The 26,721-nt window shown below is 37.6% G+C and carries 17 protein-coding genes; 6 read left to right on the top strand and 11 right to left on the bottom strand.

Annotated elements, in window-relative coordinates; all coding sequences use genetic code 11:
* Positions 1-91: 91 nt before the first annotated feature.
* From HHL20_RS03690 to HHL20_RS03680, 3 genes are all read left to right on the top strand, one after another.
* Positions 92-2,044, top strand: a complete 1,953-nt coding sequence (locus HHL20_RS03690; protein WP_169229828.1) for a DUF262 domain-containing protein — start codon at positions 92-94, stop codon at positions 2,042-2,044.
* A 261-nt stretch (positions 2,045-2,305) separates the two neighbouring features.
* Positions 2,306-3,295: a hypothetical protein gene (locus HHL20_RS03685; RefSeq protein ID WP_169229827.1), complete on the top strand. Its 990-nt coding sequence runs from the start codon at positions 2,306-2,308 to the stop codon at positions 3,293-3,295.
* A gap of 499 nt (positions 3,296-3,794) precedes the next feature.
* Positions 3,795-4,430, top strand: coding sequence for a hypothetical protein (locus HHL20_RS03680; protein ID WP_169229826.1), 636 nt, complete (start codon positions 3,795-3,797; stop codon positions 4,428-4,430).
* 275 nt (positions 4,431-4,705) lie between these two features.
* Here HHL20_RS03680 and HHL20_RS03675 read toward each other — a convergent pair whose 3' ends face one another.
* The 6 genes from HHL20_RS03675 to HHL20_RS03650 form a co-directional block, all read right to left on the bottom strand.
* Positions 4,706-6,691, bottom strand: a complete 1,986-nt coding sequence (locus HHL20_RS03675) for a urocanate hydratase (RefSeq protein WP_169229825.1) — start codon at positions 6,689-6,691, stop codon at positions 4,706-4,708.
* A gap of 736 nt (positions 6,692-7,427) precedes the next feature.
* Complete coding sequence (locus tag HHL20_RS03670) at positions 7,428-7,844, bottom strand: endonuclease domain-containing protein (RefSeq protein ID WP_169229824.1); 417 nt, start codon at positions 7,842-7,844, stop codon at positions 7,428-7,430.
* A gap of 389 nt (positions 7,845-8,233) precedes the next feature.
* Positions 8,234-12,430, bottom strand: coding sequence for a T9SS type B sorting domain-containing protein (locus HHL20_RS03665; RefSeq protein WP_169229823.1), 4,197 nt, complete (start codon positions 12,428-12,430; stop codon positions 8,234-8,236).
* Between the two features lie 200 nt (positions 12,431-12,630).
* Positions 12,631-12,921: a hypothetical protein gene (locus tag HHL20_RS03660; protein WP_169229822.1), complete on the bottom strand. Its 291-nt coding sequence runs from the start codon at positions 12,919-12,921 to the stop codon at positions 12,631-12,633.
* A 157-nt stretch (positions 12,922-13,078) separates the two neighbouring features.
* Positions 13,079-14,071: a 2-hydroxyacid dehydrogenase gene (locus HHL20_RS03655; protein WP_169231110.1), complete on the bottom strand. Its 993-nt coding sequence runs from the start codon at positions 14,069-14,071 to the stop codon at positions 13,079-13,081.
* Positions 14,072-14,187: 116 nt separating this feature from the next.
* The gene (locus HHL20_RS03650) at positions 14,188-14,841 is read right to left on the bottom strand and encodes a protein-L-isoaspartate(D-aspartate) O-methyltransferase (RefSeq protein ID WP_169229821.1); all 654 of its coding nucleotides are present in this window, start codon (positions 14,839-14,841) and stop codon (positions 14,188-14,190) included.
* Positions 14,842-14,968: 127 nt separating this feature from the next.
* Here HHL20_RS03650 and HHL20_RS03645 point away from each other — a divergent pair, with 127 nt between their 5' ends.
* On the top strand, positions 14,969-15,931 hold the full coding sequence (locus HHL20_RS03645) for a Gfo/Idh/MocA family protein (protein ID WP_169229820.1): 963 nt from the start codon (positions 14,969-14,971) through the stop codon (positions 15,929-15,931).
* Positions 15,932-15,988: 57 nt separating this feature from the next.
* On the opposite strand, the gene HHL20_RS03640 is transcribed toward HHL20_RS03645, so the two are convergent.
* From HHL20_RS03640 to rpsA, 4 genes are all read right to left on the bottom strand, one after another.
* A complete protein-coding gene (locus tag HHL20_RS03640) occupies positions 15,989-16,981 on the bottom strand; it encodes an alpha/beta fold hydrolase (RefSeq protein WP_169229819.1) in 993 nt (330 codons plus the stop codon).
* 89 nt (positions 16,982-17,070) lie between these two features.
* On the bottom strand, positions 17,071-18,042 hold the full coding sequence (locus HHL20_RS03635) for an EamA family transporter (protein ID WP_169229818.1): 972 nt from the start codon (positions 18,040-18,042) through the stop codon (positions 17,071-17,073).
* 127 nt (positions 18,043-18,169) lie between these two features.
* Positions 18,170-20,767 (bottom strand): T9SS-dependent M36 family metallopeptidase, encoded by a 2,598-nt coding sequence (locus tag HHL20_RS03630; protein WP_194306224.1) that lies wholly within the window; start codon positions 20,765-20,767, stop codon positions 18,170-18,172.
* A gap of 217 nt (positions 20,768-20,984) precedes the next feature.
* Positions 20,985-22,781, bottom strand: coding sequence for a 30S ribosomal protein S1 (gene rpsA / locus HHL20_RS03625; protein WP_169229817.1), 1,797 nt, complete (start codon positions 22,779-22,781; stop codon positions 20,985-20,987).
* A 283-nt stretch (positions 22,782-23,064) separates the two neighbouring features.
* Between rpsA and HHL20_RS03620 the strand changes: the two genes are divergently transcribed.
* Both HHL20_RS03620 and HHL20_RS03615 read left to right on the top strand, forming a co-directional pair.
* A complete protein-coding gene (locus HHL20_RS03620) occupies positions 23,065-24,342 on the top strand; it encodes a carcinine hydrolase/isopenicillin-N N-acyltransferase family protein (protein WP_169229816.1) in 1,278 nt (425 codons plus the stop codon).
* 61 nt (positions 24,343-24,403) lie between these two features.
* Complete coding sequence (locus HHL20_RS03615) at positions 24,404-25,711, top strand: DEAD/DEAH box helicase (RefSeq protein ID WP_169229815.1); 1,308 nt, start codon at positions 24,404-24,406, stop codon at positions 25,709-25,711.
* A gap of 100 nt (positions 25,712-25,811) precedes the next feature.
* Here the strand turns inward: HHL20_RS03615 and HHL20_RS03610 are convergent, their stop codons facing one another.
* Positions 25,812-26,705, bottom strand: coding sequence for an SMP-30/gluconolactonase/LRE family protein (locus HHL20_RS03610; RefSeq protein ID WP_169229814.1), 894 nt, complete (start codon positions 26,703-26,705; stop codon positions 25,812-25,814).
* Positions 26,706-26,721: the final 16 nt, after the last annotated feature.

The raw sequence follows: 26,721 nt of genomic DNA, 5'->3' as shown, positions 1-26,721 counted from the left end.
ATATAAATCTGTTTTTATATCATTTGTCTACTTTAATATTTAATTTATTTCTAAATTAGAAAACTAAAAATTAAACTACAAAAAAATAAAAATGGAGTCTACATTGTTCTCACTTTCAAAAATTTTTAATGAGAGGCTATTTCGAATACCAGATTATCAAAGAGGTTATGCTTGGACAGAGAAGCAATTAAAAGATTTTTGGAATGATTTAGAACAACTAGAAGATGGTAAAAATCATTATACGGGTGTGATAACTTTAGAACCTGTTGAAGATGTTATTTCAAGTAATTGGCATGATGACACATGGATTATTAGCAGTAAAAGTTATTATCCATATTATATTGTTGATGGGCAACAACGCTTAACAACTTCATTAATTTTGATTCAGTCGATTATAGAAGCTTCCTCAAAAAAGTGTCAAGAATTAAATTACACACCCATAAGCGATATACGAAAAAAATTCATCTTTGATTCTAAGGATAATGGTATATCAAGATCATATATTTTTGGTTATGAAAAAGATAATCCAAGCTATGAGTATCTTAAAACAGAAATATTTTTAGAGCACTCTGAAACAAAATCTCAAAAACAAGAGACAATATACACTCAAAACTTAAAAAATGCAAAAAGTTTTTTTTTAAGCCAACTTGATGCTTTGAGTATAAAAAAAATAGAATTACTATATCGCAAGCTTACACAAAATTTGTTTTTTAACATTTATACAATTACTTCTGATATAGACACATTTGTTTCGTTTGAAACAATGAATAATAGAGGCAAGCCATTATCCCACCTTGAATTATTAAAAAATAGATTAATTTATTTAAGTACAAAACTCTCAAACGAGGATTATGAGAAAAATAGTTTAAGAAAAAAAATAAATGAATGTTGGAAATCTATTTATCATAATTTAGGTAGAAATAAATCCAAACCACTTAAAGATGATATATTTTTGTTCAATCATTATATAATTTATTTTGGTTCTGAATTATTCCCAAAAGAAGAATACGTTGCAAAAACACTTAGAATTCCAAGTCTAAATTCTCCGCAGAGAGACGAATATGCAAATTTTTTGCTAGAAAAAAAGTTTACAACAAAAAATTTAAATGATTCAAAGATCGACTTAATTTCAATTAACAATTATGTCGAAAATTTACAAAACTCAGTAGATATTTGGTATCAACTACATAATCCGCAAGATTCCGATTATTCTTCTGAAGTTAAAAATTACCTAGACAAAATAAATCGAATAGGAATAAATGCAGTTTCTCCTTTGATAATGATATTTTTCAAAAATGAACATAGTAATAGAAAGAGATTGCAGTTTTTAATTGAAATTGAAAGGCTGATTTTTATTGTTAGTTTACATAATATAAGATTTTACTATTTAGATGTTGATGATTTAAATTTTTTAAAACTTTCAATAGAGTTCCATAATAGAAAATTTACGTCTGAAGAACTTATAAGAAAAATCGAAGACAATGCTAACAAGTTTTTAAATACTAGGGAAGCAAGAGATCTGATGATAAAGTTATTTAGAGATAAAGGATTTTATCAATGGGCTGGAATAAGGTATTTTCTCTATGAATATGATTTAACATTGAGCGAGAATTCAAAGACAAAAAGAGTTAAATTAGATTGGGAAATTTTTGATAATTTTGACTATAAAAGTATTGAGCATATTTATCCCCAGTCATCGAGACAACTTTGTTGGAGAGAGAAATTTAAAAATTTCACATCACCACAACGAAAATCTTTGCGAAATTCCTTAGGAAACCTATTACCTATTTCAAAAGAAAAAAATTCATCATTAAAGGATAAATGTTTTGAAAATAAAATTAGTAATAATCTAAATGCTGTCGGCTATAGGTATGGCTGTTACTCAGAAAATGAAATTACAAATTATACAGAATGGACATCAAAAGAAATTCTTGAAAGAGGTTTAAAATTAATAGAATTTATGGAAAAAAGATGGAAAATAAGGTTTAGTAATGAAAATGAAAAAATTAAATTTTTAGGTCTTGAATTCCTGCGTAAAAAATAAATTCTTATACCAATCTTGCAAATTTTCAATCCGTGAGCGTTACAAAACAAAGCACAGATTACAATCCACTCTAAAATAAAACAAAACCTGCCGTAAAGCAGGTTTTCTTATTTTTAAACTTTGCCAAAGATCAGAACTTTGACAAAGTGTGTGTAAGAAAATTTCTGTCTGTACAACTGATATTCAATGTTGCTATAATTTGGATATATTTGTGCTGACCTACATGGTTATTAAAAGTTCAAATAAAACCATTGAAAACTTATGCAGAGACAGACGTTACATGAAGTACAACCGGCAACCCTAAACTGGACAGGAAATCATCTGGTAGACTGGGTAAATGGAGGAAGAGTACTTTTTCCAATTGACGGGGATGATCATCTATTAATCAGGTATTATCATGCTTTTTCCTTTGATGGTGCCATCAGCTCTTCAGACGGTGTCTATTCATTCCTCTATAAAAAATTAGGAACAAAAGGACTTTTGCTAAAAAACGGAGAAATATTGAGAGAAATCAACCGCTCTTATTATCATGCTCACGTATATGAATATCCTGCTGCTTTTGCAAAGCTTAAAGACGGAAGAAATATCCTGATTCATTGTCCGAACGACTTCAACAGACTGGAATTCGAAGAGGTAGAAACCGGAGTCCTTTTAACCAATACCAGCGACAGAAAACCCGGCCATTTTTTTCATTCAAGACTCGAGGTAAGTCCTGATCAGAAAACCTTATTGAGCAAAGGCTGGGTATGGCATCCTTATGATTTTGTAGAAGTATTCGACATCGAAGAATGTATTAAGAACCCGAAAGCATTAGATAAAAGCAGAATAAAACCTGAAACTTGTGCAGAAATAAGCACGGCGAGTTTTATCAATAATGAACTTGTACTCATCGGTGCTCCTAATGAGACCGAACCTTTTGATGATGAGTTTCCCGATGAGCTTCAAAACGGGCAAATCGGCATATGGAATATTGTTACGAATACCGTTTCGGATATCATTACACCGGAATGTGCCATTGGAGGAAACCTGATCGCCATCGACGATACTTTCGCTTGGGAACTCTACGAATATCCTAAGATTATTAATTACAAGACCGGGAAAGTTGTGGACGAAATAAAAGAAATTTCATCAGGAAAACAGGTTTCTTCAATTGTTTTCAGCACTCAGAAAATACCTCTTATTGCTTTTAACCAAATAACAAAACAGGTAGCCATTGCCAATGAGGATACCATTGAAATTCTCGGTAAATAAGAAGAAGTCCTTTAATAAATTTTGTCACTGATATGAATCAAAAAAAGACCGGAACTTTGACAAAGCGGAGTTACCATACGGAAGTCACTCCGTCAGTTGGGTGTCCGATGCAATCGGATGTATCGAGACCGCATCACCAACTTCTCGATACGCTTTTGCAAAGCTACTCGAAGTGACGACTGTCTCTGCAAAGAAGTAACGGCTTCCGTCAGTTCGAGTGTTTTTCGCAGCGCAGCGCCGAAAAATGTATCGAGAACCCATCACCGACTTCTCGATACGCTTTTGCAAAGCTACTCGAAGTGACGGGATTTTTACCATCTAAAAATATTTTTATCCTAAAACCTATATTACCTACACCTGATTTTTAAGAAGAATCATTTGTAATCAGGCAACCATCAAACTCTTTTTTCGTCTTGTATATAGAGCGTACCGTTTTTAAAGATGTGCAACCTTTAACAATAGTACGGTCATAGCCAATATAACAGTAAATTATATCCGTATGAAAAAAGTGATTTATATTTTGGGATTTTTATCAACCTCTAACCTGTTCTTTGCACAAAAAGATCATATTGCCGTTTTTGCAGGATTACAATTACAGCCCGGTTTAAAAAAGCACCTGCCAGCTTTTCAAATGAATGGAAGGATATACGTGAATGACCGCGTTTCGTTGGGTGGCGAACTGGCGTATACCCAACAGAATCATTCGGAAAATTTTGGATATCCGGCCAACAGAACCAGATCTTATCATACTACCTTCAACGTACTTGCCCAAAATGATCTGATCAAAAAAGAAAACCTCACTTTAAGCGCTTATATTTCTACCGGGATCTATTTTCTAAGCCTGGTAAACCCTGATGAAACATATACGGAAATGTCTTACAATCAAATCCGGGGAGTATGGTTTGTAAATGAATATGAAGTTCCGAGAAGATTAAGCCGGGATCTGTTTTATAATATACAGCCGGGACTGGATCTTTCTTATAAACTGGGAAATATCACCAAAGAAAAGGTCGGAGTCTATCTTACGTCGAGGGTCGGTTATCAGTTTGTGATGGGAAACGGGAGTTTTATCAACGGAACGCAACTGACCAAGCCTGTTTTTTCTCTCGGAATAACTTTTAACGGACCAAAATAGAACGATAAATTAAAAACGAAAAACCTGCTCAAAAGCAGGTTTTTTTATATTCCAGTATCAATTATCCTGTTGTCGGATGTATCGAGAGCCTGTCATCAAACTTCTCGATACGCTTTTGCAAAGCTACTCGATGGGACGGTTTTCTTGTTATAGATAAAAACCTGCCTTACAGCAGGTTTTATTATTGTCCGTCATTGCGAGCAAAGCGAAGCAATCCGTTCAAATAATTTTCAACCATTCAACAGATTGCTTCGTCGTTCCTCCTCGCAATGACGTTAGAATAAACTTTCATCCACAAAATTAGGGAGCGTCACTTTGAGTTTCGGTTCTGCTTCCATCGCTCTTTTGATGGCGAAAACAGCCCCTTCATTTCGGGCCCAGCTTCTGCGGGAAATTCCGTTGTTAACATCCCAGAACAGCATGGATTTTAATCTTCGGTCGGCATCATCGCTTCCGTCCAGCAGCATTCCGAAACCTCCGTTGATCACTTCACCCCATCCTACGCCGCCTCCATTGTGAATGGAAACCCACGTAGCCCCCCGGAAACTGTCACCGATCACATTGTGGATCGCCATATCTGCGGTAAATCTTGATCCGTCATAAATATTGGAAGTCTCGCGGTACGGCGAATCCGTTCCCGAAACATCGTGATGGTCCCTTCCCAGCACTACCGGTCCGATCTCCCCGTTTCTGATGGCTTTATTAAATGCTTCGGCGATTTTCATTCTTCCTTCCGCATCGGCATAGAGAATTCTGGCCTGTGAACCTACGACCAGATTATTTTCCTGCGCGCCTTTGATCCACTGGATATTGTCTTTCATCTGCTGCTGGATTTCTTCCGGAGAATTCTGCTGGATTTCCTCTAACACCGCACAGGCGATGTCATCCGTTTTCTGCAGATCTTCCGGTTTTCCGCTGGTACATACCCAACGGAACGGCCCGAAACCGTAATCGAAACACATCGGTCCCATAATATCCTGAACATAGGAAGGGAACTTAAATTCTCTTCCGAGCGTAGGATTATCTGCCATTACATCTGCTCCGGCTCTGGAAGCTTCCAATAAGAAAGCATTTCCGTAGTCGAAGAAGTACGTGCCTTTGGCGGTATGTTTGTTGATGGCTTCTGCGTGTCGTCTCAGCGTTTCCTGAACTTTTTCTTTGAATAATTCGGGATCTTCAGCCATCATTTTATTGGATTCTTCAAAGCTCTGCCCGGCAGGATAATAGCCTCCCGCCCACGGATTGTGAAGCGATGTCTGGTCCGAACCGATGTCAATTCTTATATTTTCCTGGTCGAATTTTTCCCAAACCTCAACGATATTTCCGAGATAAGCTAATGAAACGGTTTCTTTGTTTTCCTGCGCTTTTCTTACTCTTTCTACCAATTCATCAAGATTTTCATGGATTTCGTTCACCCATTTCTGATCGTGGCGGATTTTGGTAATTTTCGGATTTACTTCCGCGCACACTGTAACACAGCCTGCAATATTTCCCGCTTTTGGCTGCGCCCCGCTCATTCCGCCCAATCCGGAGGTTACGAACAATCCGCCTTTCGGTTCTTTATTGATTTTTCTGAAAGCATTGAGAACGGTAATTGTTGTTCCGTGAACAATTCCCTGCGGCCCGATATACATATAGCTTCCTGCCGTCATCTGTCCGTACTGCGTAACGCCTAATGCATTAAACTTTTCCCAGTCGTCCGGTTTGGAGTAATTGGGGATCATCATTCCGTTGGTTACGACCACTCTCGGCGCATCTTTATGTGAAGGGAATAATCCCATGGGATGCCCGGAATACATGACGAGAGTCTGCTCATCTGTCATTTCGGACAGGTATTTCACCGTTAGAAGATACTGCGCCCAGTTTGAGAAAACCGCTCCGTTTCCTCCATAGGTAATCAGCTCATGCGGATGCTGCGCCACGGCATAATCCAGATTGTTCTGAATCATCAGCATGATCGCTTTTGCCTGCTCCGATTTTCCGGGATATTCTGAAATTGGCCTTGCCTTCATCTCATAGTCCGGACGGAAACGATACATATAAATCCTTCCGTATTTTTCGAGTTCCTCTCTGAATTCAGGCAGAAGTTCCGCATGAAACTGAGGCTCAAAGTACCGCAAAGCATTCTTTAGGGCGAGTTTTTTCTCTTCTTCCCCCAAAATCTCTTTACGTTTCGGAGCATGGTTGATATTGGTTTCGTAAGGTTTCGGCTGTGGCAGTTGGCTCGGGATGCCCTGCTGTATCTGTTCCTGGAAAGTCATATTGCAGTTTAAAGTTCTATGTTTAATGTTTACAGTTGGTTGAATTCAAGGTTTTAAAGATATTCAAAATAAAAAATACGAAGCAAATTACAGATAAAGGAATTAAGAATCTATTCTCTGCATTGACAGAAAGCAAAATAAAATTAATTATAAATATACTGAAATGTATTATGGAATAATTAAAATCTGTATGTTTTCGAATTAAAAAAATAATAAAGTAGCTTAGGAAATACACTGGATATGTAATAAGAAAAAAGGAAAAATTGTATATCGTATTTCCAAAAACAGTGTCAATTTTACTAAAATTTACAGTTCTATTGACTCCAAAATATCCAACTTCAAATTTTGTCGTAGGAAAATTAAAAATAATTACTATTATTATAATCGGAAGAATAAACCATAGAAACAGGTACTTTGTAAAGAGTTTTGTCATACATAAAATGTTGATGTAAATATATTGTTTAAAATATGAACAGCAAAAGCGTCTAATCTCAGAGTTTTTTGTAGATGGAATCTTATGAGTGGTTAATTCCCCTCGTCTGGAGGGGTGGCGAAAATTCAAAGAATTTTTGACGGGGTGGTTTTATACGGTAAGGTTTATTGGTTTGTCGTTGTTCTTTTGACCACCCCGTCTTCTCCCGTTGGTCGAATCCACCAATGCCTCTTTCATTTTTATTTATAAATCGGAATCGGCGAATCTCGTTCCTCGATTTCCATGGGAGGGGAATATTGCCTGCTAATATTTATAATGTTCGATAAGGAAATTTTCTAAGTCTTTCATTACTACAGCGAGGTTATTCCTTACATCAGAATCTGTTATTCTGAATATTGTTAAACCTAAAGATTCGAGATATTGCTGTCTTACGTCATCGTAGATTTCTTTGTTATTGTGGCTCCAGCCGTCTATTTCGATAACAAGACCTAATGTTTTGACATAAAAATCAACGATATAATTTCCGATAATCCGCTGTCTGTCAAAATCTAGCTGGTGGAAAGTTTTCGCCCGAACCTGCTTCCAGAAGATAACTTCGCTGAGGATTCCGGCATTTCTTTTTCCGTTTAATAAGGGTTTTAATTGGGGATTATAAGGCAGGTCTTCTACGAAGTTTCTGTAAATCGGAATTCCATTTATTTCGGTGAGGATTTTTTTCATTATTTGTTGTTTGTTGTTTGTTGTCTTATTTTTAACCACCCCGTCTTCTCCCATCGGTCGAATCCACCCCTCCGAAGGAGGGGAATTTTTGTTCGTCAATGGATGTAAATTATGTTTATTTCCGAGGACTTTTAATTGTTTGTTTTTTTTATTTGTTGTTATGCTTTTCACACCCGTCTTCTGCCTTTGATCGAATCCACCAATGCCTCTTTTATTTTTATTTATAAATAGGAATCGGCGAATCTCGTTCCTCGATTTCCAAGGGAGGGGGACTTACTGTCCGTTAAAATACTTCCACATAGGGAAATTTTTGAGCGCATGAAGAGTGTTTTTCAAAAATATAAAACCTCACTGAACATTCAATGAGGTTTCTATTTCTGATTTAAGGTTTAATTATTATTCTTTACCAGGATCCAGCCGGTGGAGGTTCTGCCGTCAGGAAGGGTAATGACATACCAATAGCTGGAAGTTGGAATTGCACGTCCCCTGATGGTTCCGTCCCAGAAAAACTGGGTATTGGAACTCTGCTCAAAAACCTGATACTGGTACCGGTCGTAAATTTTAACGGTTGACATTCTGCTACCGAATACCTGAAGATCCTTCACGATCCAATGGTCATTCAGGCCGTCTCCGTTTGGTGTAATGGCATTTTTAATATCCAGAACAACACCCTGTTGTTTTACGATACAGTCGCTGTTTACATATTTTACATAGAATGTAGTGATCCCCGTCGGTAAATTGTAGAACGTATTACCGGCCTGCCATGTTATTCCATCGATAGAATAAAGGATGGTCTGCAGTCCTGTAGCATGAACCACGGCTGTATTCCCGTTGAATTCAAGCTGCTCAATCACCGGAACATCATAGTGTTTGATTTCGAAAGTATCGGTATAGGTACATCCGTTTTGGGCGGTGACTGTCAGCGTATAGTTTCCGACCACTGTAACTCCGGTAATGGTGTCTGTGGTTGAAATAACCTGTCCTGAAGGATTAGTCCATACATAGCTGATGATCGTATATCCTTCAATATTTACCGTATAATCCAGTGATCCTTCCGGACAGAAATAAAGGGTCGGAATATCAAATATTGGTGTCAGTTTCAATGAAAGATTGATCTGAGCAACATTCGGGCATGAACCGGGAACACTTACTTTTACATATACGGTATTGAGACCCGGTCCCTGAGTGTAATTAAAACTCGAAGGAGACGTAATTGCATTGGTTCCGGCGTTAAGATCAGCCAGAGAAGGATAATAGGTAAATGTTACATTTGTTCCTGTATAAATCTGGTTTTGAAACTGTGTGAGATCAACGGTTTCCGTTCCGTTATTTCCCGTGTCACAGACCGCGATCTGGAAAGGGCCGGCGTTCTGCAAGACCACTTTGTTTCCCTGGGTAAAGTTAACGGCTGCAACATCGTCACATCCCGGGATGTTCTGAACTTTCACCCATATCTGCGCAGGAAAAGGATTGGCTGAAAAATTTGCCGGATTGGCTATAGCATTGGTTCCATTCATAGCATCCTGCTGCGTAAGATAAAAAGAAAATGAATTGGCAGGATTCGGAATATCCACCATGAGGTTGGTAAAATTCAAGAGATTTACTTCGTAGCTTCCGTCTAAATTTTCATCGCAGACGGTAATGGTTGAGTTAATAGCTTTCGGCGGAAAATACGTTTTGAGCTGGATTGGCGCTACGGAATAACACCCGGTAGTCTGTGACTGAAATCTCGCCCATACCTGAACGGAGGAAACCGTTGTGGTTACGGACGGCCCGATCTGATTGGCCGGACTTCCGGCATTGGCCTGAGCTGCTGTATTGTAATAAGTGATTGTCATTGCCGACAATGGGTAGGTATTCTGCGAAGCAACAAACAGTTGGGGAACTGCATCGCTGAGCTGGAAGGTTTCATTCAGGTTAAATTCTTCGTCACAGGTCTCTAAAACGGCAGGATTCAAAACTACCGCCGGTAAAAATGTGATCTGAATATTGAGTTTTGAAACCGAAAAGCATTCGCTGTTATTAAATTTTACTTTTACATAAACTGTTGCGCTTCCTGCAGAAACAGGAAATTGTGCCGGGTTTGCGACCTGATTGGAAAATACATGGGTGGCAGGATTATAATTCAGATAATAGGTAAAAGTTACATTAGATCCTGAATAAATCTGAGGCTGCGCCTGCGTAAGATTGTAATTTTCGCTGCCGTCATTATTATTGTCGCAAATAGTATTAAGGGTAATATTCACTTCAGGAGTTACTGCGGGAGTTGAGGTAAGACTCAGATTTACCGGATATATCTGCTGACAGTTGTATGATGTTATTTTTACGAAAACCTGCTGGGTTCCGTTTACCGTAATACTGGTTATGGGATTGGTTCCCGCAATGGCATTGGCAGAAGTCTGATAAAAAAGCGTTGTCGCATTCTGGTTTCCGATAATCGCCGGAGAAAATTCAGCAAGCTGTACATTTTCAGTATTATCATTATTAAAATCACATATTGTGAAAGAAGACTGAACGATAACAGGATGTACAAGATTTACCGCTAATGGCCGCACCGTATAACAGTCATCAGAATTTTCAAAACGTACAAAATATGTCTGTGTGACGAGGTTTCCGTTTGCCGTAATCGTCTGTATGGGACTGATAGGATTTACTCCCGCATTGGCGTTGGCTGCTGTGGCGTAGAATTCCGTTACAGGAACAGAAGCCGGAGAAACCAGCATTCCTGCTGACAGGGTAATGAGATTTACGGTTATATCATCGGTGCCGTTAAAGCAGATGTATTCGTTTTTATCATTAGCGACAATCTTCGTGAAGGTTACGTTCATATTGACGGTAGCCACGGCAAAACATCCGTTCGGGATTTCTACTCTTACATAAATGGTATAAACCCCGCTTTTAATGGTGTTTAAAACCGTTCCGGTTCCGGTGAGTGCTTCATTCAGGGTATTGTATGCTTCAAACACTGCTCCGGTCTGGGTTGTAATAAGCGGACCGATAACAGTTGAATAATTAAAGGGTTCCTGGTTATCGGCATTAACATCACAAACCGTGTAAGTGAAATTCACAGGTGAGTTAATATTAACGCCTGGTGTTAACTGAAAAGTTACAGGGCCTAAAATATAGGTACAGCTGCCTTCCTGAAGCCTGACCCAAAGATTGGTGGAAGATGTAATGTTTACTGTCGTAAGAGCATTGGTATTGTTCTGGGCATCAGATTGTGTAGGATGGTAGGAAATTCCGGTGGTTCCGGGTGCGAAAAGCTGCGCATTAAGCGAAGTCACATCATACGATTCTACTCCATTGTTATTGGTGTCACAGATCTCAACCGTATTTGTAAGCAAACTTTTAGAAACAAGATTGAGTGTAAGTACCGCAATTCTGAAGCATGAAGGCGCATTCGGATTTTGTATTCTCACATATAAAACCGTATTGCCCGTAAGGGTATAATTATTCGGCAGCGGATTGACGTTGTTTTGCGCATCCTGCTGACTGGTATGAAAGCTGAACTGAAAGTTTGCAGGGTTCTGCGTGGTCACATTTCCCTGAAAGCTGCTTAATGTTAGGTTTACAGATGTATTTCCGCAAAAATTCTGGGTATAATTTTTTGCTACGGGATAGGTAGGATCGAATGTTATCGGAAAGGCATCCGTTAAAGTAAGCTCACTGTTTCCACAGATATTAAATTTTACGTTTGCAGTATAAGTATCGTTCTGGGTAGGACAAACGGTTGTCTGGATTCCTGTTCCTACAGTTTGTCCGGCAGCATTTGTCCAGGTAACCTGAGGCTCGATCACGTTTCCCAGCGGACTGAACTTCCATCCTTCCTGAAGAGCCTGCCAAACGCCTGTGTTGCGGTTTGCAGGAGATACTCCCTGTGTTCCGTCGCTGTTGAGTACGCCGATTAAAGCATTTTCAAATTTTCTGGTGGGACATGGGGTAAGTTTTTTTTCAACAAATATTTCGATGATATTGGTTGTTTCATGCAAAACGATCTGTGAGGAAGATCTGTCGGTACATCCTGATACGCGTCCTTCATAAAAATTGATAACAAATTTTCTGTAAGGAGCGGTTCCAATGGTCGAATAGTAGATTTCGGAAGCATCTCCCGCAGAAAAAACAATATCATGATAGACTCCGAAAATAGAATTTTTCGGGAGATTGGGACTTGGGTTTGCCCACTGAACATTGGGATAATTGATATTCCCCAGCTGAGCCAGGTCAAAGGTGACCATTCCGTTTGAACCTACAACAAGTGACTGAAAGTACTGATTGTAAAAGCAGAATTTGAATGGCATATCCAGTTTAGCGGCAAAAAGATCGTCATAGTTGGCGTTAAGTGGAGTTCCCTGATTAAGGGGAATCGGCGGACTGTATGTTTCCTGGCTGACCTGGTAGCTAGCCGTCTGTCTGAGTACAGGATATTCTACATGTAAAGCAATACATCCGTTTGTATCGAGATCGTTGTTACAGGTAACATTGAAACTTTCGTTTCCTGCAGCATCTTTTACCTTCACATCAACAGGAGCCTGGGAAAATGTGAATATACTTATGGAAACTAGTAAAATTTGTAAATATTTCAGCATAATTTTATTATAATTAATCACTAACCAATGATAAATTTAATAATTAAAACTATAACATTTCCATCCGCAATCATTATTTATGTTAAATTAATATGTATAACATTTTATATTGATTTTTTTCTACCCAATTAGATTTTTAATTAAAAAATTTAAGAATTTGTAAAGTCAGGCAATAAAAAAACCTTACCGGTTAGGCAAGGTTAGCGTATCAAGTCGTCATTTTGTTCTTCGTGATCGTCTTCGTTATCACTGTATCCCCAATAGCTGTTTTCTTCATCTTCTCCGATGTCATCGGTTCCGGCTTTGTCGTCAGCTCCTGGAATGTCAAGTCCTTTATCTAAGGTATCGTCATCTGTACTCTCGTTAAAGATTGGTTTTCCGTCTCCGTCTAAAGAAATATGCTCTTCCTGATTAAAAATATCTTCTCCAGGTTGATAATCTCTCTGCTCCAGTCTTCTTTCCTGTTCCTGTTCGCTGTTTTCGGGTATCATAATATTTATATTTAGTGTAAATTGATACAAACAAAAATAATTCCAAGTTTAAACAGGTGGTTTTAATTGTGGGGCTCTATAACAAGCAAGTTTCAATGATTCTCGTGTTCTGAGAACAATTATATTAATATTTGATCTAATAAAATTAAGAATAAAATCAATTGGTTTGATGATTTTCTGAATAAATTTCAGGATTGGCACAAGCCGGCATTTTTTCGCCTTCTGAAACGGCAATAAGGTTTTCAGCAGCTATTTTAGACATACCGCTTCTGGCCTCTACTGTTGCCGAGCCAATATGTGGAAGCACACAAACATTTGAAAGTTCTAAAATCGGATCATCCTTATAAATAGGTTCCGGATTGGTTACATCAAGTCCGGCTCCCCAGATTTTATGCTCTGCAAGCGCATCATAAAGATCTTTCTGATTATGAAAACCACCTCTTGCAGTATTAATAAAAATGGCATTGTCTTTCATTTTTTCAAAAACCGATGCATTGAAAAGCTCTGCCTGTTCTGGCTTAAAGTTAGCATGAATACTCAGTACATCCGATTGTGAGATCAATTCTTCGAAGGAAACATATTGTGCATGCAGTTCATTTTCAGCTTCTTCGTTTCGGTGACGGTTGTGATAGATAATATTCATATCAAAGGCAGCTTTCGACTTTTTAGCCATTTCGTATCCGATTCTACCCAATCCGAAAATTCCCAAAGTCTTTCCGTAGAGTTCCTGCCCTAAAGCGTGAAGCGGATCAAAATCTCCCCAATTCCCTGATTTTACTTTTTCAAAGTTATAGCTTGCCCTCCTCGCTACTGACTGCATCAGGAGAAAAGCAATATCTGAAGTCGCTTTGCTTAGTACATCCGGAGTATTTCCTACGGGAATTTTTCTGCGGTTCGCTTCCTGAATGTCAACATGATCAAAACCTACAGAATACAGAGCAATTGCTTTTATATCCGGACATTCATTAAAGAAGTCCTTATCAAATTTAAATTCTGATCCCACACTTAAAATCATATCATGACTCTGGCAGTACCCTATCCATTCTTCTCTTGACAAATTATCGTGATCAGGAATAAAAACTTCAAGACCTGCTTCCTCCAGCATGTGAATTCCTGTTTCCGGAATCTGCTTATTGATAAATACCTTCATTCTGTAATTGTTTTGAAATTTGAGATATTGATATTCATCAAAAAACAAACCATCAAAGAAAAGTCCCATTAATTAATAATGAGACCTAATATTTAATTATGAATTTTAAGATGAAATTATAAATTTGTATTTCCCAACATCGGAACAAATTTGTAGGCTCCGAATTCTTCTTTTTCAAATTCCGTAGGTGAAATTTTGGTAAATCTGTATAAAACCTGCTCGTCTGTCGGTCCTAAAGGAATAACCATTTTACCGCCTACTTTGAGCTGCTTCAGCAATTCTGTAGGCAAAACGGAAGCGCCGCAGGTTACGATGATTTTATCAAAAGGAGCAAATGTAGGAAGTCCGGCAAAGCCGTCACCAAAGCTCTGGAACTTAGGATACAGTCCCATTTCGCGAAATTTTTTCTTAGAAAAATCAAAAAGGTCTTTCTGCCTTTCAACGGTATATACCAAGGCTTTCATAGCCAGTAAAACGGCAGTCTGATACCCGCACCCGGTACCGATTTCCAGTACTTTTTCGCTTTCCTTGACCTGTAAAATTTCAGATTGTTCCGCCACTGTAGAAGGATGGGAAATAGTCTGATGGGCAAGGATAGGAAATGCCCTGTCTTCATATGCAAAATCTTCAAAGATGCTTTCTATAAAGAGATGCCGCGGAACCTGATTCATTGCAGATAGCACATTTTCATCTGATATTCCGATTCTGTTTCTGAGATAATCTACCAAAATCTTTCTCTTACCTTTGTGTACAAACGAGTCTTGCGCCATTTAAATTTAGTTTAGATTTTAGGTATTTTTTACAAAAATAAAAAAACATTCAGTATTTATCAACCTAAAACCTATCATCTCTCTTGCGTTCTCTAAAATTCTTATATTTACAGAAATTTAGTAACGTATGTTAAAAGCAGGTTTGGTAGGTGCCGGACATCTGGGTAAGATCCATTTAAGGCTTCTGAATCAATCGGATAAATATGAATTTATAGGTTTTCATGATAAGGATATAGAAAACGGGAAAAAATTAGAAGCTGAGTTCGGATATCCCTTTTTTGAAAATTTTGATGAATTGCTGGATAAAATTGAGATGCTGGATATTGTAACCCCCACTGTTTATCATTACGATTATGCTTTACATGCAATAAGCAAAGGTCTTCACTTTTTCATTGAAAAACCGGTCACCCAAACGCTTGAACAGGCAGAAGAGCTTCTAAAACAATGCCAGGAAAAAGGAATTAAGGCACAGGTAGGCCATGTTGAAAGATACAATCCCGCTTTCATCGCCACCAAGGAATATATTAACAATCCGATGTTTATCGAAATTCACAGACTGGCGGAATTTAATCCTCGGGGAACGGATGTTTCGGTAGTGCTGGATTTAATGATACATGATCTGGATATCCTGCTCAGCATTGTAAAATCTAAAGTAAAAAATATCCACGCAAGCGGTGTCTGTGTGGTGAGCAAAACTCCGGATATTGCCAATGCAAGAATAGAGTTTGAAAACGGATGTGTTGCCAATCTTACCACGTCAAGAATTTCTATGAAAGCGATGAGAAAGAGCCGTTTTTTCCAGAAAGATGCATATATATCTGTTGATTTTCTTGAGAAAAAGGCCGAAGTTATCCGAATGAAGGACGCCCCGGAACATCCGACGCCATTTGATATGATTATTGAAAATGCAGAGGGTGAAAAAAATCAGATTTTATTTGAATATCCTGATATACAGCCGAATAACGCAATTCTTGATGAGCTGAATTCTTTTGCGGATTCTATTACCGAAAATAAAAACGTGGAAGTTTCCATTGAAGACGGAACGGAAGCACTGAAAGTTGCTTTACGGATTATGGAACTTATTTCCTGATTTAAGAAAATAAAAATATTACGGCGGCCAATTCTTGGCCGCCGTAATATTTTGTCATTATTTTATAAAATTATACAGTGCTTTCCAGAATTTATCGTACACTTCAATATGAGGTAAATGGCCTACATTTTCCAACTCTACTAATTTTGAACCTTTAATTTCCTGCTGTGTTTTTTTACCCAATATCTGGTACTGTCCCATTTTCGGCTGAAGTTCCTTTGGCGCCCTGTCTTTTCCAATAGCGGTCCGATCTCTGGTTCCAATGATTAAAAGTGTCGGAACCTGAATATTTTTAAACTCGTAGCACACCGGCTGATTGTAAATCATATCTGAAGTTAAAGCTGCGTCCCATGCTACTTTCGGGTAATCCGGATGCAGGGTCCAGCCTGCTATCAAATCCAGCCACGGCTGATATTCAGATTTCCATTTGTTATCATAATAGAATTTAAGCTGATAATTTTTGTAAGATTCTGCCGTATTCTTTAATTCCGACTGATACGCCTCATCAATGGTCTGATAGGATGCGAATCTTTTATAATCTTCCAATCCGATTGGGTTTTCCAGAACTAGTTTTTCTACTTTTCCGGGATACTGAAGGGTAAACCTCGTGGCTACCATTCCACCCATTGAATGTCCTAAGACAATTGTTTTATCGATATTCAGATGATCCAAAATAGCTTTTGTATTTTCGGCAAGCTGTGAAAACGAGAACTGATAGCTTTGTGGCTTCGAGGATTTCCCGAATCCGATCTGATCAGGAATGATTACCCTAAATCCTTTATCAGAAAGGTCTTTTGCAGTCTTTTCCCAATAGGCTCCGTTAAAATTTTTACCATGAAGAAGCATAATGGTTTTTCCGTTGGAGTCTTTTGGTTTCACATCCATGTATGCCATTTTCAAATCGTTATTCTGAGATTTAATATTCAGAAAAGATACTTCAAAAGGATACTGATAATTGGTGAGCTCAGCATCAAGAGGTTTGATTTGCGAAAAAAGTACACCGGAAACGATCAACATCACAGCAGTAAGAGTATTCTTAAAATATTTCATAAAGATTTATTTTACTATTTAAATTTAAAAAAACTGCCTCAAAAGAAACAGTTTATATTGTTTTATTCAGTTTTATAATTCTTCAAACACTATACCACAGCAGCGTGTTTTCTGGATGGAAGGTTCATTAAAACAATTGCAAAAAGAATCAGTGCAATTCCGGCCCACTGTATAAAACCTACTTTTTCACCCAACAGTACAAATGCCATCGTCACGGAAACCGGCAGCTCCAGCGATGAAACAATACTACCTAATCCCAATCCTGCATTTGGAAAACCGATATTAAATAAGATGGGAGGAATGATTGTTCCGAATAAGGCCAGGACAAATCCATATTTCCATAAAATTGAATACCTGAAAGCATGAATGTGTTCTGTATTTTCTGTAAAGTTGAGATAAAAAGCTTGTAAGCTATTGAAATGCAACGGCCCGATCTGAGCAAAGATCAGGAATAAAAAGATCACCACCGAACCTCCGGCAAGCATGATGATGCTTTTTCTGAAAACCGGGAGATGCGTTGCCAACTTGTTTGAAGTAAACATAGTAAGCGTGTATGATGCCGCCGCCATTAATCCCCAAAAAATACCTTTGATATCAATTTCAATTTGGGTATTGATAAGATTCGTAGCCAAAACCGTTCCTGCTAAGACGATAATTACCGACACAACCTTCCGCATCTGCGGCAGTTTTCTGGTCATAAAGCTCTCGGCAACTACACTGAACCACACCGACTGCATCAGCAGCACAATGGCAATTGAAACATTAATATACTGAACGGCAATGTAATAAAATAAACTCGTACACCCTAATGATGTACCAGCCAACAGTAAATTTCGTACTTCTCGACGACTGGGTGATGACAGTTTTTTTGTTGAAGTGATGGTCTGTATAAAGTTCAGTATTAAAAGTCCGATTAAACCTAAAACAAACTGTGATGTTGTAACTTCCGAGGTAGTATAGCCGTCTTGGTAAGCGAGTTTTACAAAAGTAGCGAGCATTCCGTAGATGCTTGCTCCAATTCCCACAAACACCACTCCTTTCAGTACATTTTTCTTCTGCATGATTCATTTTTTAAAAGCCTGCAAAGTTACAGCTAATAAATGAAATTATATGCTATAGTGATTATAGATAAAATATTCCGGCGCAAGCTTCGCTTGCGCCGGAATATTAATGTTGTTTTATCTTAATTTATTTTTTTACGATCAGTTTTGACGTTGTCTCAATACCAATCCCTTTTACTTTTACAAGATAAGTTCCGTTGATCAGCTTATCGGTAGAAATCGATTTTTTTGCATCAGGTGAAATTTTATCTTCAGAAGAAATAAGCTTTCCGGACATATCATAAATTTCAACACTCACCTTACCCATAATTTTACTTGGGAAGTTAATGAAAAACTCATTTTTAGCAGGGTTAGGGTAAATAGAAATTGTATTATCTGCCGCATTAACTTCTCCGGTAGCTAAAATACAGTCTACCGGAGTCGTGAAATCTTCTGCCTGGTCATTAATATCGGTTTTAGATCCTGCTGAAGCATTTACCCCTAATCCTCTTTTTGCAAACGTTCTCCAGATCATGCATCGGTCTGCACCTTGTGTAGCCGCTAGCTCTGCACTAAGTATTGCATTTCTACCGTCTATGAATGTAGGATTACAAGCCTGAAGCTTTAAAGCGTTGGTTACGAGCTGTAATACTCTTGAGCTTCCATTGGTTGTATTGGCGGTAACATCAGATGAATAACCATATTTTGCTACATATTGCCAGTGGAGATCCCAAAGCATTGTTGCCCATACAAACCCAATAGAGTGTACATCCGGAACTACCTGCCCATTCGAATTTGTATATTCCATACCATTTGTATCCCCATAAGTAAAGTCATTGATAGCGAAATCCGGTGAATATTTGGCAGGTCTGATCCCTCCCCCTGTTATGGGTTGTCCTACCGCATAGGTTCCGATACCTCTTGGTACCGAAGCATTGTCTCCCGGTTTATTGGTAAGCATTAAGGCAAAGAAGTCTGACCAGCCTTCACCCATTTGTTCTTTACTGGCAGTAGAACTTAAGCAATTGGAGCCTGTTCCTGTTAATCTGTTTGAAATTCCGTGTCCATATTCATGAACAACGATACCATTATCAAAACTTCCATCTGGAGTTATACTGAGCGCAGGATCATTTTTTAATGTTACATTGACGGTGGTATTAACAGCAAGCTGACTTTTGATATACTCTCCCTCTGTATTTGATATTAAAACAGACGGAATGGTTATCGTAGCATCGGTACCAGACATATTCCCAACAGTATCGCCATTAGCTGAATTATTATAAATAATTACTGCAGACGCTCCAGCATTCTGTGCATTTTTAACCTTTACAGAAAAGTTACAGGTTCCTCTTTCTATTAAGCCTATTTTTCCGGTAAGTGAACCTGCTGAAATTGCTGTACATCCATCTAATACGGATGACAGCTTAACATTACCAGTAACCCCCGTTGGATCCAAGGGATTTCCGAATGTCGCTGTTCCGGCTAACGGCTGACGATTGACTGCTGAGCTTGGCGCATTATAGAAAAAGATCCTGTTTACAGTGGACCAGAGATACATTTGCATTCTTGGTCTGCTTCCATCAGCCGGACTCGCAAAATTTGCATTGTTGGTTCCTCCACCATCTTGTGCTTCAGCCTGTACATAGTCATTTCCTATACCTCCCAATCCAAAATTTGTGTTTTGAAAGTTTTTCGCTGCAGGAGTAAAACCAAATAGGTAAAAGACATCATGTATCCTGTTGTTCAGATAAAATAAATTGGTAATGGCAGCACTTTGATTTATAAAAGGATCATCATTAATGTTAAAAGAATAGTCAAAATTCCGGGCAGTTCCAGCATCCGGAGAAAATCCGGGTATATTTGTTGTGGTAGTGTCTTCATAAGCATATGCATTATTTCCTCTTGTAATGGTATATCGTGTATTACCATCATAATGCCAGCCTTCCGGAGAAGCCGACAAAATCCACGGGTTGCTCAAGATAGATCTGGAGCCGAAAGTAGGAGCTTCAATTGGCAGAGGAAAAACATTATAACTCGCATTGTCCGGAGCTAAGAACGAAAAATTATTTTTATAAGGTTCGAATACCGGACCAATCAGATGGGCGTAAGAATTCTCTTTATTATGAGAATAAGCATCGTGACGGAAATTACAAGATAAATTAATATCTGTTTTGCTGATCACATTTCCATTGGCCGCATCAATCAGAATGTCCCAGTAATTTGAAGCATTGGGTTGGGGGAAAGAGAAATGATAAGCCAACTTTAAAATTCCGTTATCAAGAACATATACCAATCTTTGCTTTACCATCTTACCATTTTCCGGTTCGGGTTCTTTAAAATCTAATATTGGATATGATTGTATTTCCGGCAGCTGCAGATCCTGAGAAATCTTTTGTAATGCGATGCTTTTTGTAATTGCAGGATTATCTGATGCTGCTGAACTATAATCTTTGAGAAAAGTATCTGAGTAATAAATAATTTTATGATCTCTTACAAGTGCTGTTCCTTCGGAATTATAAACAGGAAATCCATTATATACCTGCTGAAACTTCACAATATCTCCGTTCATTGATTTTGAGTTATCAACATTATCAATGATGAAATTTGCAAGATCAGATTTTTTGTATTCTCTGATTTTATTTTGAGAGATATAATCTCTTATTAAGCTTTCATTATCCTGTCCGAAAACAAAAGAAGGTAAAGATGCACAAACTGCAAATAAAAGAGGTAGAGTCTTTTTTCTCATATATATAATTAAAGCCCCGAATTTACAAACAAACAACAACAAAAACAACAACAAATAAAATCATTATTAATAATATTTAATTTTAAATTTTAAATCAGTAAAATCACATAATTATGAATTATTTCAATTCATTCAATCGACTTAAAATTTTTAGTTAAATATCATAAAATAAAAAAAGCCACTCATAAGAGTGGCCTATTTCAAAAATATGTGAAGATTATTTACCTTCTTCCATTTTTCTTTTTAATTCTGCTAATGCATCGATATCTCCAAGAGTTGATCTTTCTTCGTTATTAGAAGATGATGTATTATTAGATCTGTTGTTAGAAGATTCTCTTGCATTCTTTTTCTCCTCATCTCTGAAGATTCCTGTATGAGAAACTACTACTCTCTTGAATTCTTTGTTGAACTCGATTACTTTGAAATCAGCTTCTTCACCTTTCTTGATTTTAGATCCGTCTTCCTTCTCTAATAATCTTGATGGGCAGAAAGCTTCCACTTCCGCATCTTCGAACTGTACAGAAGCTCCTTTATCGTGTACTTCTACCGCTTTACCAGCGTGGATAGTTCCTTCAGCATATTTCGTTTCAAATGCATCCCAAGGGTTTTCTGTCAATTGCTTGTGACCTAAAGATAATCTTCTAGCCTGGATGTCTAATTCAAGAACTACAACATCTAGTTTATCACCAACTGCACAGAACTCAGATGGGTGCTTGATTTTCTTAGTCCAAGAAAGATCAGAGATGTAGATTAATCCGTCGATACCTTCTTCTAATTCTACGAATACACCGAAGTTAGTGAAGTTTCTTACAGTTCCTACATGCTTAGATCCTACAGGATATTTAGCTTCGATATTTTCCCATGGATCTTTGCTTAATTGCTTGATACCCAAAGAAATTTTTCTTTCGTCTCTGTCTAAAGTTAATACTTCCGCTTCTACTTCATCACCTACTTTCACGAAGTCTCCTGCAGATCTTAAGTGAGTAGACCAAGACATTTCAGAAACGTGGATTAATCCTTCTACACCAGGAGCGATTTCTACGAATGCACCATAGTCAGCAAGAACTACTACTTTTCCTTTTACTCTGTCTCCAACTTTAAGGTCAGCAGAAAGAGCATCCCAAGGATGAGCTTCTAACTGCTTCATACCTAACTGGATTCTTGTTTTTTCATCATCGAAGTCAAGGATAACCACTTTCACAGTCTGTCCGTCTTCAAGGATTTCAGACGGGTGGTTCACTCTAGACCAAGAAAGGTCTGTAATGTGGATCAATCCGTCTACACCACCTAAGTCAATGAATACACCGTAAGAAGTAATATTCTTAACAGTACCTTCAAGAACCTGACCTTTTTCAAGCTGAGCGATGATTTCTTTTTTCTGACCTTCGATATCTGCTTCGATCAATGCTTTGTGAGATACAACTACGTTTTTGAACTCAGGGTTGATTTTCACAACTTTGAACTCCATAGTTTTACCTACGAACTGATCGTAATCTTTGATTGGCTTAACGTCGATTTGAGAACCAGGTAAGAATGCTTCGATTCCGTGTACGTCTACGATCATACCCCCTTTAGTTCTTGATTTTACAAAACCGTTTACGATTTCACCTGTTTCGTGAAGTTCGTTTACTTTATCCCAAGCTTTAAGCGTTCTTGCTTTTCTGTGAGATAATTGTAGCTGACCGGTTTTGTCTTCTCTTCTGTCTACCATTACTTCTACCTCGTCCCCTACTTTAAGGCCTTGGTTGTAACGGAATTCGTTAAGAGAAATAACACCTTCAGATTTGAAGTTGATGTCTACGATAGCCTCTTTGTCAGTTAATCTAACTACTTTACCAACCAATACGTCATTATCGTCAAGGTTGTTTAAAGATCCGTTGTAGATTTCTTCAAGATCGCTTTTCTCTTTTCTAGCATCAGCATCAAGACCAGATTCGAAAGAATCCCAGTCAAATTGTTCAGGTGCTACGTTTTGGTTTAATAATAATTCTGCTGAATTTGTCTCTTTTGACATAATTCTAATAAAATTTGTATTCCTTCTCTTTCAACGGTTTGAATGAATGTGAATTGAAAAATACGGAAGTAATTAATTTATAGTTATTTACTTTTCAAACCTTTTCGCCACAAAAGTGGGTGCAAAGGTACGAGTTTTATTTTATAATAACAAGCAGATTTTCTTTCTGTTATGATTAAAAAAGTTATACTTAAAAAAAGGCGTGATTTAACTTAAATTTTGTTTAAGCATTTAACAACATTTATTTACAACAATCAAACAACTAATATAAAAACTATAAATTATGAATAAAATTATTTTTTTAATAGTAATGAGTATCCTTATATACGGCCCAGGTACGGCAAAAGCATGCACTATTTTTTCATGTTCCAGAGGCGGAGAAGTATACGCAGCGGCTAATGAAGACGATACTACACCTTTTAACAGAATATGGTATAACCCGGCTACCAAAGCCCGCTATGCTTCTGTTTGTTTCGGAGCGCCGGATATGCAAATTGCTTCAGCAATGAATGAACATGGGCTGTTTTTTGATTATGCCGCAGCCAATTATGATTTAAGTAAGCTCAACCTGACAAATCCTTATAAAGGCGATATTATGTGGGAGGTTTTAGGAAAATGTAAAAACGTAAAAGAGGCCCTCGTAATCTTAAAAAAATATGATTACATCTCCCAGTCTCAGGTCTTATTAGCTGATAAGGAAGGAAACTCCGTACTGATCAATCCAAAAGGTATTATTGAAAAAAAAGGAGACTTTCAGATCAATTCAAACTGCAATATGATCAATGGAAAACTAGCATGCAGAAGACCTGAAATCGCCAATGAAATGCTCTCGGAATCTAAGGAAAACAACATTAATTTTCTAAAAACCATTCTGGATAAAACCCATCAGGAAGGAGAACTGAATACTCTATATTCTACGATATGCGATCTAAAAAAAGGCATTATCTACGTCTATCTTTTCCATGATTATAATACAGTATATAAAATTGATTTAAAAGCTGAGCTGAAAAAAGGATACAGAATAGAAAATCTGGCAGATCACTTTCCTCCTTCCTTTGCTTATGAAAGTTTCTCAAAAAATCACGCCCTATACCTTAAAGAATCTATTTTCCAGGAAATGAAGGATAAAGGAATGGAGTCTATCATTGATCGTTATATTGAGGAAAGCAGAACATCTCCTTCAAAAAATAAAAATTTAGATCCTGCCTTACTGGAAGTCGCCTTACAACTTATAAAGTATTCATGGAATGAGCACAATAACGGCAGCATGTGGGATTATTGGTTCAGCAAGCCTCTTGGATATGAAATTAAACAATATAAAGATCCCAAAATTGATGCAGCACAACGGATTTTAACGTATTTATCTGCTCAGAACAATCCAGATTCCAAAATGCAAAACTTTTTATATGAAATCTTAGGATTCATTAATCTTGTGCAGGGAAATAATAATTTAGCCAGAGATTTATATGAAAAAGCAATACATAATCCCGAACAGACTTACAATGTTACTCTTGTTCGGGGGAAAGAGATTCTTAAACGGATGAATGATCTAAAACAATAAACAAAATCCCGTCTCTCAAACTCCTTCATTGTCGCCATGTAAATTCACTATCTTTGCACCCATGGAACTACAATCTATCTACGAAAAACTGCAGATTCAGGATATGAATCAGATGCAGAAATCTACTTATAAAGCAACGGAAAACAGCCAGGATATTATTCTGCTCTCTCCTACCGGTTCGGGTAAAACGCTTGCTTTTTTATTGCCTGTACTTAGAAATTTAAAGAAAAATACATCCGGAATCCAAACTTTAATTTTAGTTCCGGCAAGAGAACTGGCATTGCAGATTGAACAGGTTTTTAAATCGATGGGAACAGACTTTAAGGTTTCGGTTTGCTATGGCGGTCACGACAAAAAAATCGAAGTCAATAATCTCATCGAAGCTCCGGCAGTGTTGATAGGGACTCCGGGAAGAGTAGTTTACCATATAAGAAATAATAATTTTGATCCGAAAACGATTCAGACACTTGTTCTGGATGAGTTTGACAAAGCATTGGAATTGGGATTTCAGGATGATATGGAATTTATCTGTCAGTCATTAAAAAGTCTTTCGCAAAGAATTCTGACATCTGCAACCGCGATGGATGAAATTCCGGACTTTACCGGACTTAAAGATGAAAAAGTTATCAACTTTTTAAAATTAAATGAAGCAAAGCCTGATATTCAGTTAAAAAAAGTAATGACGACATCCGAAGAAAAGCTCGATACCCTATTTAATTTAATCTGTAAGATAGGAAATAAGAGAACCCTGATTTTCTGTAATCACAGGGATGCCGTTGACAGAATTTCTGAGCTGCTGCGCCAGAAAGGAATTGACAGGGAAACTTTTCACGGAGGTATGGAGCAGGATGAAAGAGAACGTGCGCTTTTAAAGTTCAGAAATGATTCGGCGAGAATCTTAATCACAACCGATCTGGCAGCAAGAGGGTTGGATGTTCCTGAAGTTGAATCCATCGTTCATTACCAATTACCCCCGAAAGAAGATGCTTTTATCCATAGAAACGGCCGTACAGCGAGAATGAATGCGAAAGGTTTTGCTTACCTTATCATGACGGAGGAAGAGAATTTTCCATTCATTAAGAATGATACTCCCATAGAAAGTGTTGCCGGATTTGAAAAAGTTCCGGAGAAAACACCGTTCCAGACCATTTACATCAGTGCCGGAAAGAAAGACAAAGTGAACAAAGTGGATATTGTAGGATACCTGCTTAAAAAAGGTGAACTGCAAAAAGAAGACGTCGGCTTAATCGAAGTGAAGGACTCCACTTCCTATGTTGCGGTTTCCAGAAATAAAGTAAATTCTGTTTTACGCAAGCTGGCCAATGAAAAATTGAAAGGTAAAAAAGTGAAAATGGAAGTAGCTTATTAATACAGTCACTGCAAGGAGCGAAACGACGAAGCAATCTCGATCTATTTAATTAATCAATCATTTTTGAGATTGCTTCACCGTTGGTTCGCAAGACCTTTATTTATTCCACCCCTTTTACCTTCGTGGGCAGAATATATACGGATTTGGATGCCGTTATAAACAATACATTGTTGTCTTTTCCGCCGAAAGTAATATTACCCGTCCAATCTTCATCGATCGGAATATGGTAAATTTTCTTTCCTTCGTGATTGAAAACGTGCACGCCGTTTCCCGTAAGATATACGTTTCCATGCTTATCCAGAGTCATTCCGTCTGAACCCATTTCACAAAACAGTTTCTTTTCAGATAACTTTCCTTCACCCAACATATCGTAAACATAGGTTTTTCCGGCATCAATATCCGATACGTACAGCTTTTTGAATTTTTCGCTTCCTATAATACCGTTAGGTTGCGTAAAGGTTTCTATTTTTTTTACCGCTCCGTCTTTGCTTCTGTAATACAGACTTTTATGCGGCGTTTCTTTTTTAAAATCTACCCAGTAATCTCTTTCATACAAAGGATCTGTAAAATACATGCCTCCGAATTTGTCATTCCATATGTCATTTGGACCATTCAGCCTTTTACCATCAACATTTTTCAGCAATACTTCAATCTTCTTATCTTTTGAAATTTTCCAGATTTCACCTTTATTATCAGAACAGGTGATAAGATTATCATCTTTGTCGAAATGGGTACCGTTGGCTCTTCCCGTATTGCTTAAAAATTCAACAATTTTATTGGTTTTCCAGTCCCAGTAGTAAATCTTATCATTAGGCTGGTCTGTAAAATAAACATTTCCTTCTTTATCTGAGGAAGGACCTTCCGTAAAAGTAAACTGATCCGAAATTTTTTCCGGTTTTACATCTTCATAAAACATAGTATTGGTATTTACTGATTTGCAGTTGACTACTGCTAAAACCAAACCAACGGAAGCAAACCGCAGAATATTTTTCATACAACATTAATTTTAA

The sequence above is a fragment of the Chryseobacterium cheonjiense genome (assembly GCF_012927265.1).
Classification (GTDB): Bacteria; Bacteroidota; Bacteroidia; order Flavobacteriales; family Weeksellaceae; genus Chryseobacterium; species Chryseobacterium cheonjiense.
This window is presented reverse-complemented; position numbering and strand designations above follow the sequence as displayed.

What these genes read in the sequence shown, in the direction of transcription:
- HHL20_RS03685 (WP_169229827.1), top strand. Translation starts at nt 2,306, where the DNA reads ATGCAGAGACAGACGTTACATGAAGTACAACCGGCAACCCTAAACTGG.
- HHL20_RS03650 (WP_169229821.1), bottom strand. Translation starts at nt 14,841, where the DNA reads ATGGCGCAAGACTCGTTTGTACACAAAGGTAAGAGAAAGATTTTGGTA.
- rpsA (WP_169229817.1), bottom strand. Translation starts at nt 22,781, where the DNA reads ATGTCAAAAGAGACAAATTCAGCAGAATTATTATTAAACCAAAACGTA.
- HHL20_RS03675 (WP_169229825.1), bottom strand. Translation starts at nt 6,691, where the DNA reads ATGACTTTCCAGGAACAGATACAGCAGGGCATCCCGAGCCAACTGCCA.
- HHL20_RS03615 (WP_169229815.1), top strand. Translation starts at nt 24,404, where the DNA reads ATGGAACTACAATCTATCTACGAAAAACTGCAGATTCAGGATATGAAT.
- HHL20_RS03645 (WP_169229820.1), top strand. Translation starts at nt 14,969, where the DNA reads ATGTTAAAAGCAGGTTTGGTAGGTGCCGGACATCTGGGTAAGATCCAT.
- HHL20_RS03620 (WP_169229816.1), top strand. Translation starts at nt 23,065, where the DNA reads ATGAATAAAATTATTTTTTTAATAGTAATGAGTATCCTTATATACGGC.
- HHL20_RS03610 (WP_169229814.1), bottom strand. Translation starts at nt 26,705, where the DNA reads ATGAAAAATATTCTGCGGTTTGCTTCCGTTGGTTTGGTTTTAGCAGTA.
- HHL20_RS03690 (WP_169229828.1), top strand. Translation starts at nt 92, where the DNA reads ATGGAGTCTACATTGTTCTCACTTTCAAAAATTTTTAATGAGAGGCTA.
- HHL20_RS03680 (WP_169229826.1), top strand. Translation starts at nt 3,795, where the DNA reads ATGAAAAAAGTGATTTATATTTTGGGATTTTTATCAACCTCTAACCTG.
- HHL20_RS03630 (WP_194306224.1), bottom strand. Translation starts at nt 20,767, where the DNA reads ATGAGAAAAAAGACTCTACCTCTTTTATTTGCAGTTTGTGCATCTTTA.
- HHL20_RS03655 (WP_169231110.1), bottom strand. Translation starts at nt 14,071, where the DNA reads ATGAAGGTATTTATCAATAAGCAGATTCCGGAAACAGGAATTCACATG.
- HHL20_RS03635 (WP_169229818.1), bottom strand. Translation starts at nt 18,042, where the DNA reads ATGCAGAAGAAAAATGTACTGAAAGGAGTGGTGTTTGTGGGAATTGGA.
- HHL20_RS03665 (WP_169229823.1), bottom strand. Translation starts at nt 12,430, where the DNA reads ATGCTGAAATATTTACAAATTTTACTAGTTTCCATAAGTATATTCACA.
- HHL20_RS03640 (WP_169229819.1), bottom strand. Translation starts at nt 16,981, where the DNA reads ATGAAATATTTTAAGAATACTCTTACTGCTGTGATGTTGATCGTTTCC.
- HHL20_RS03660 (WP_169229822.1), bottom strand. Translation starts at nt 12,921, where the DNA reads ATGATACCCGAAAACAGCGAACAGGAACAGGAAAGAAGACTGGAGCAG.
- HHL20_RS03670 (WP_169229824.1), bottom strand. Translation starts at nt 7,844, where the DNA reads ATGAAAAAAATCCTCACCGAAATAAATGGAATTCCGATTTACAGAAAC.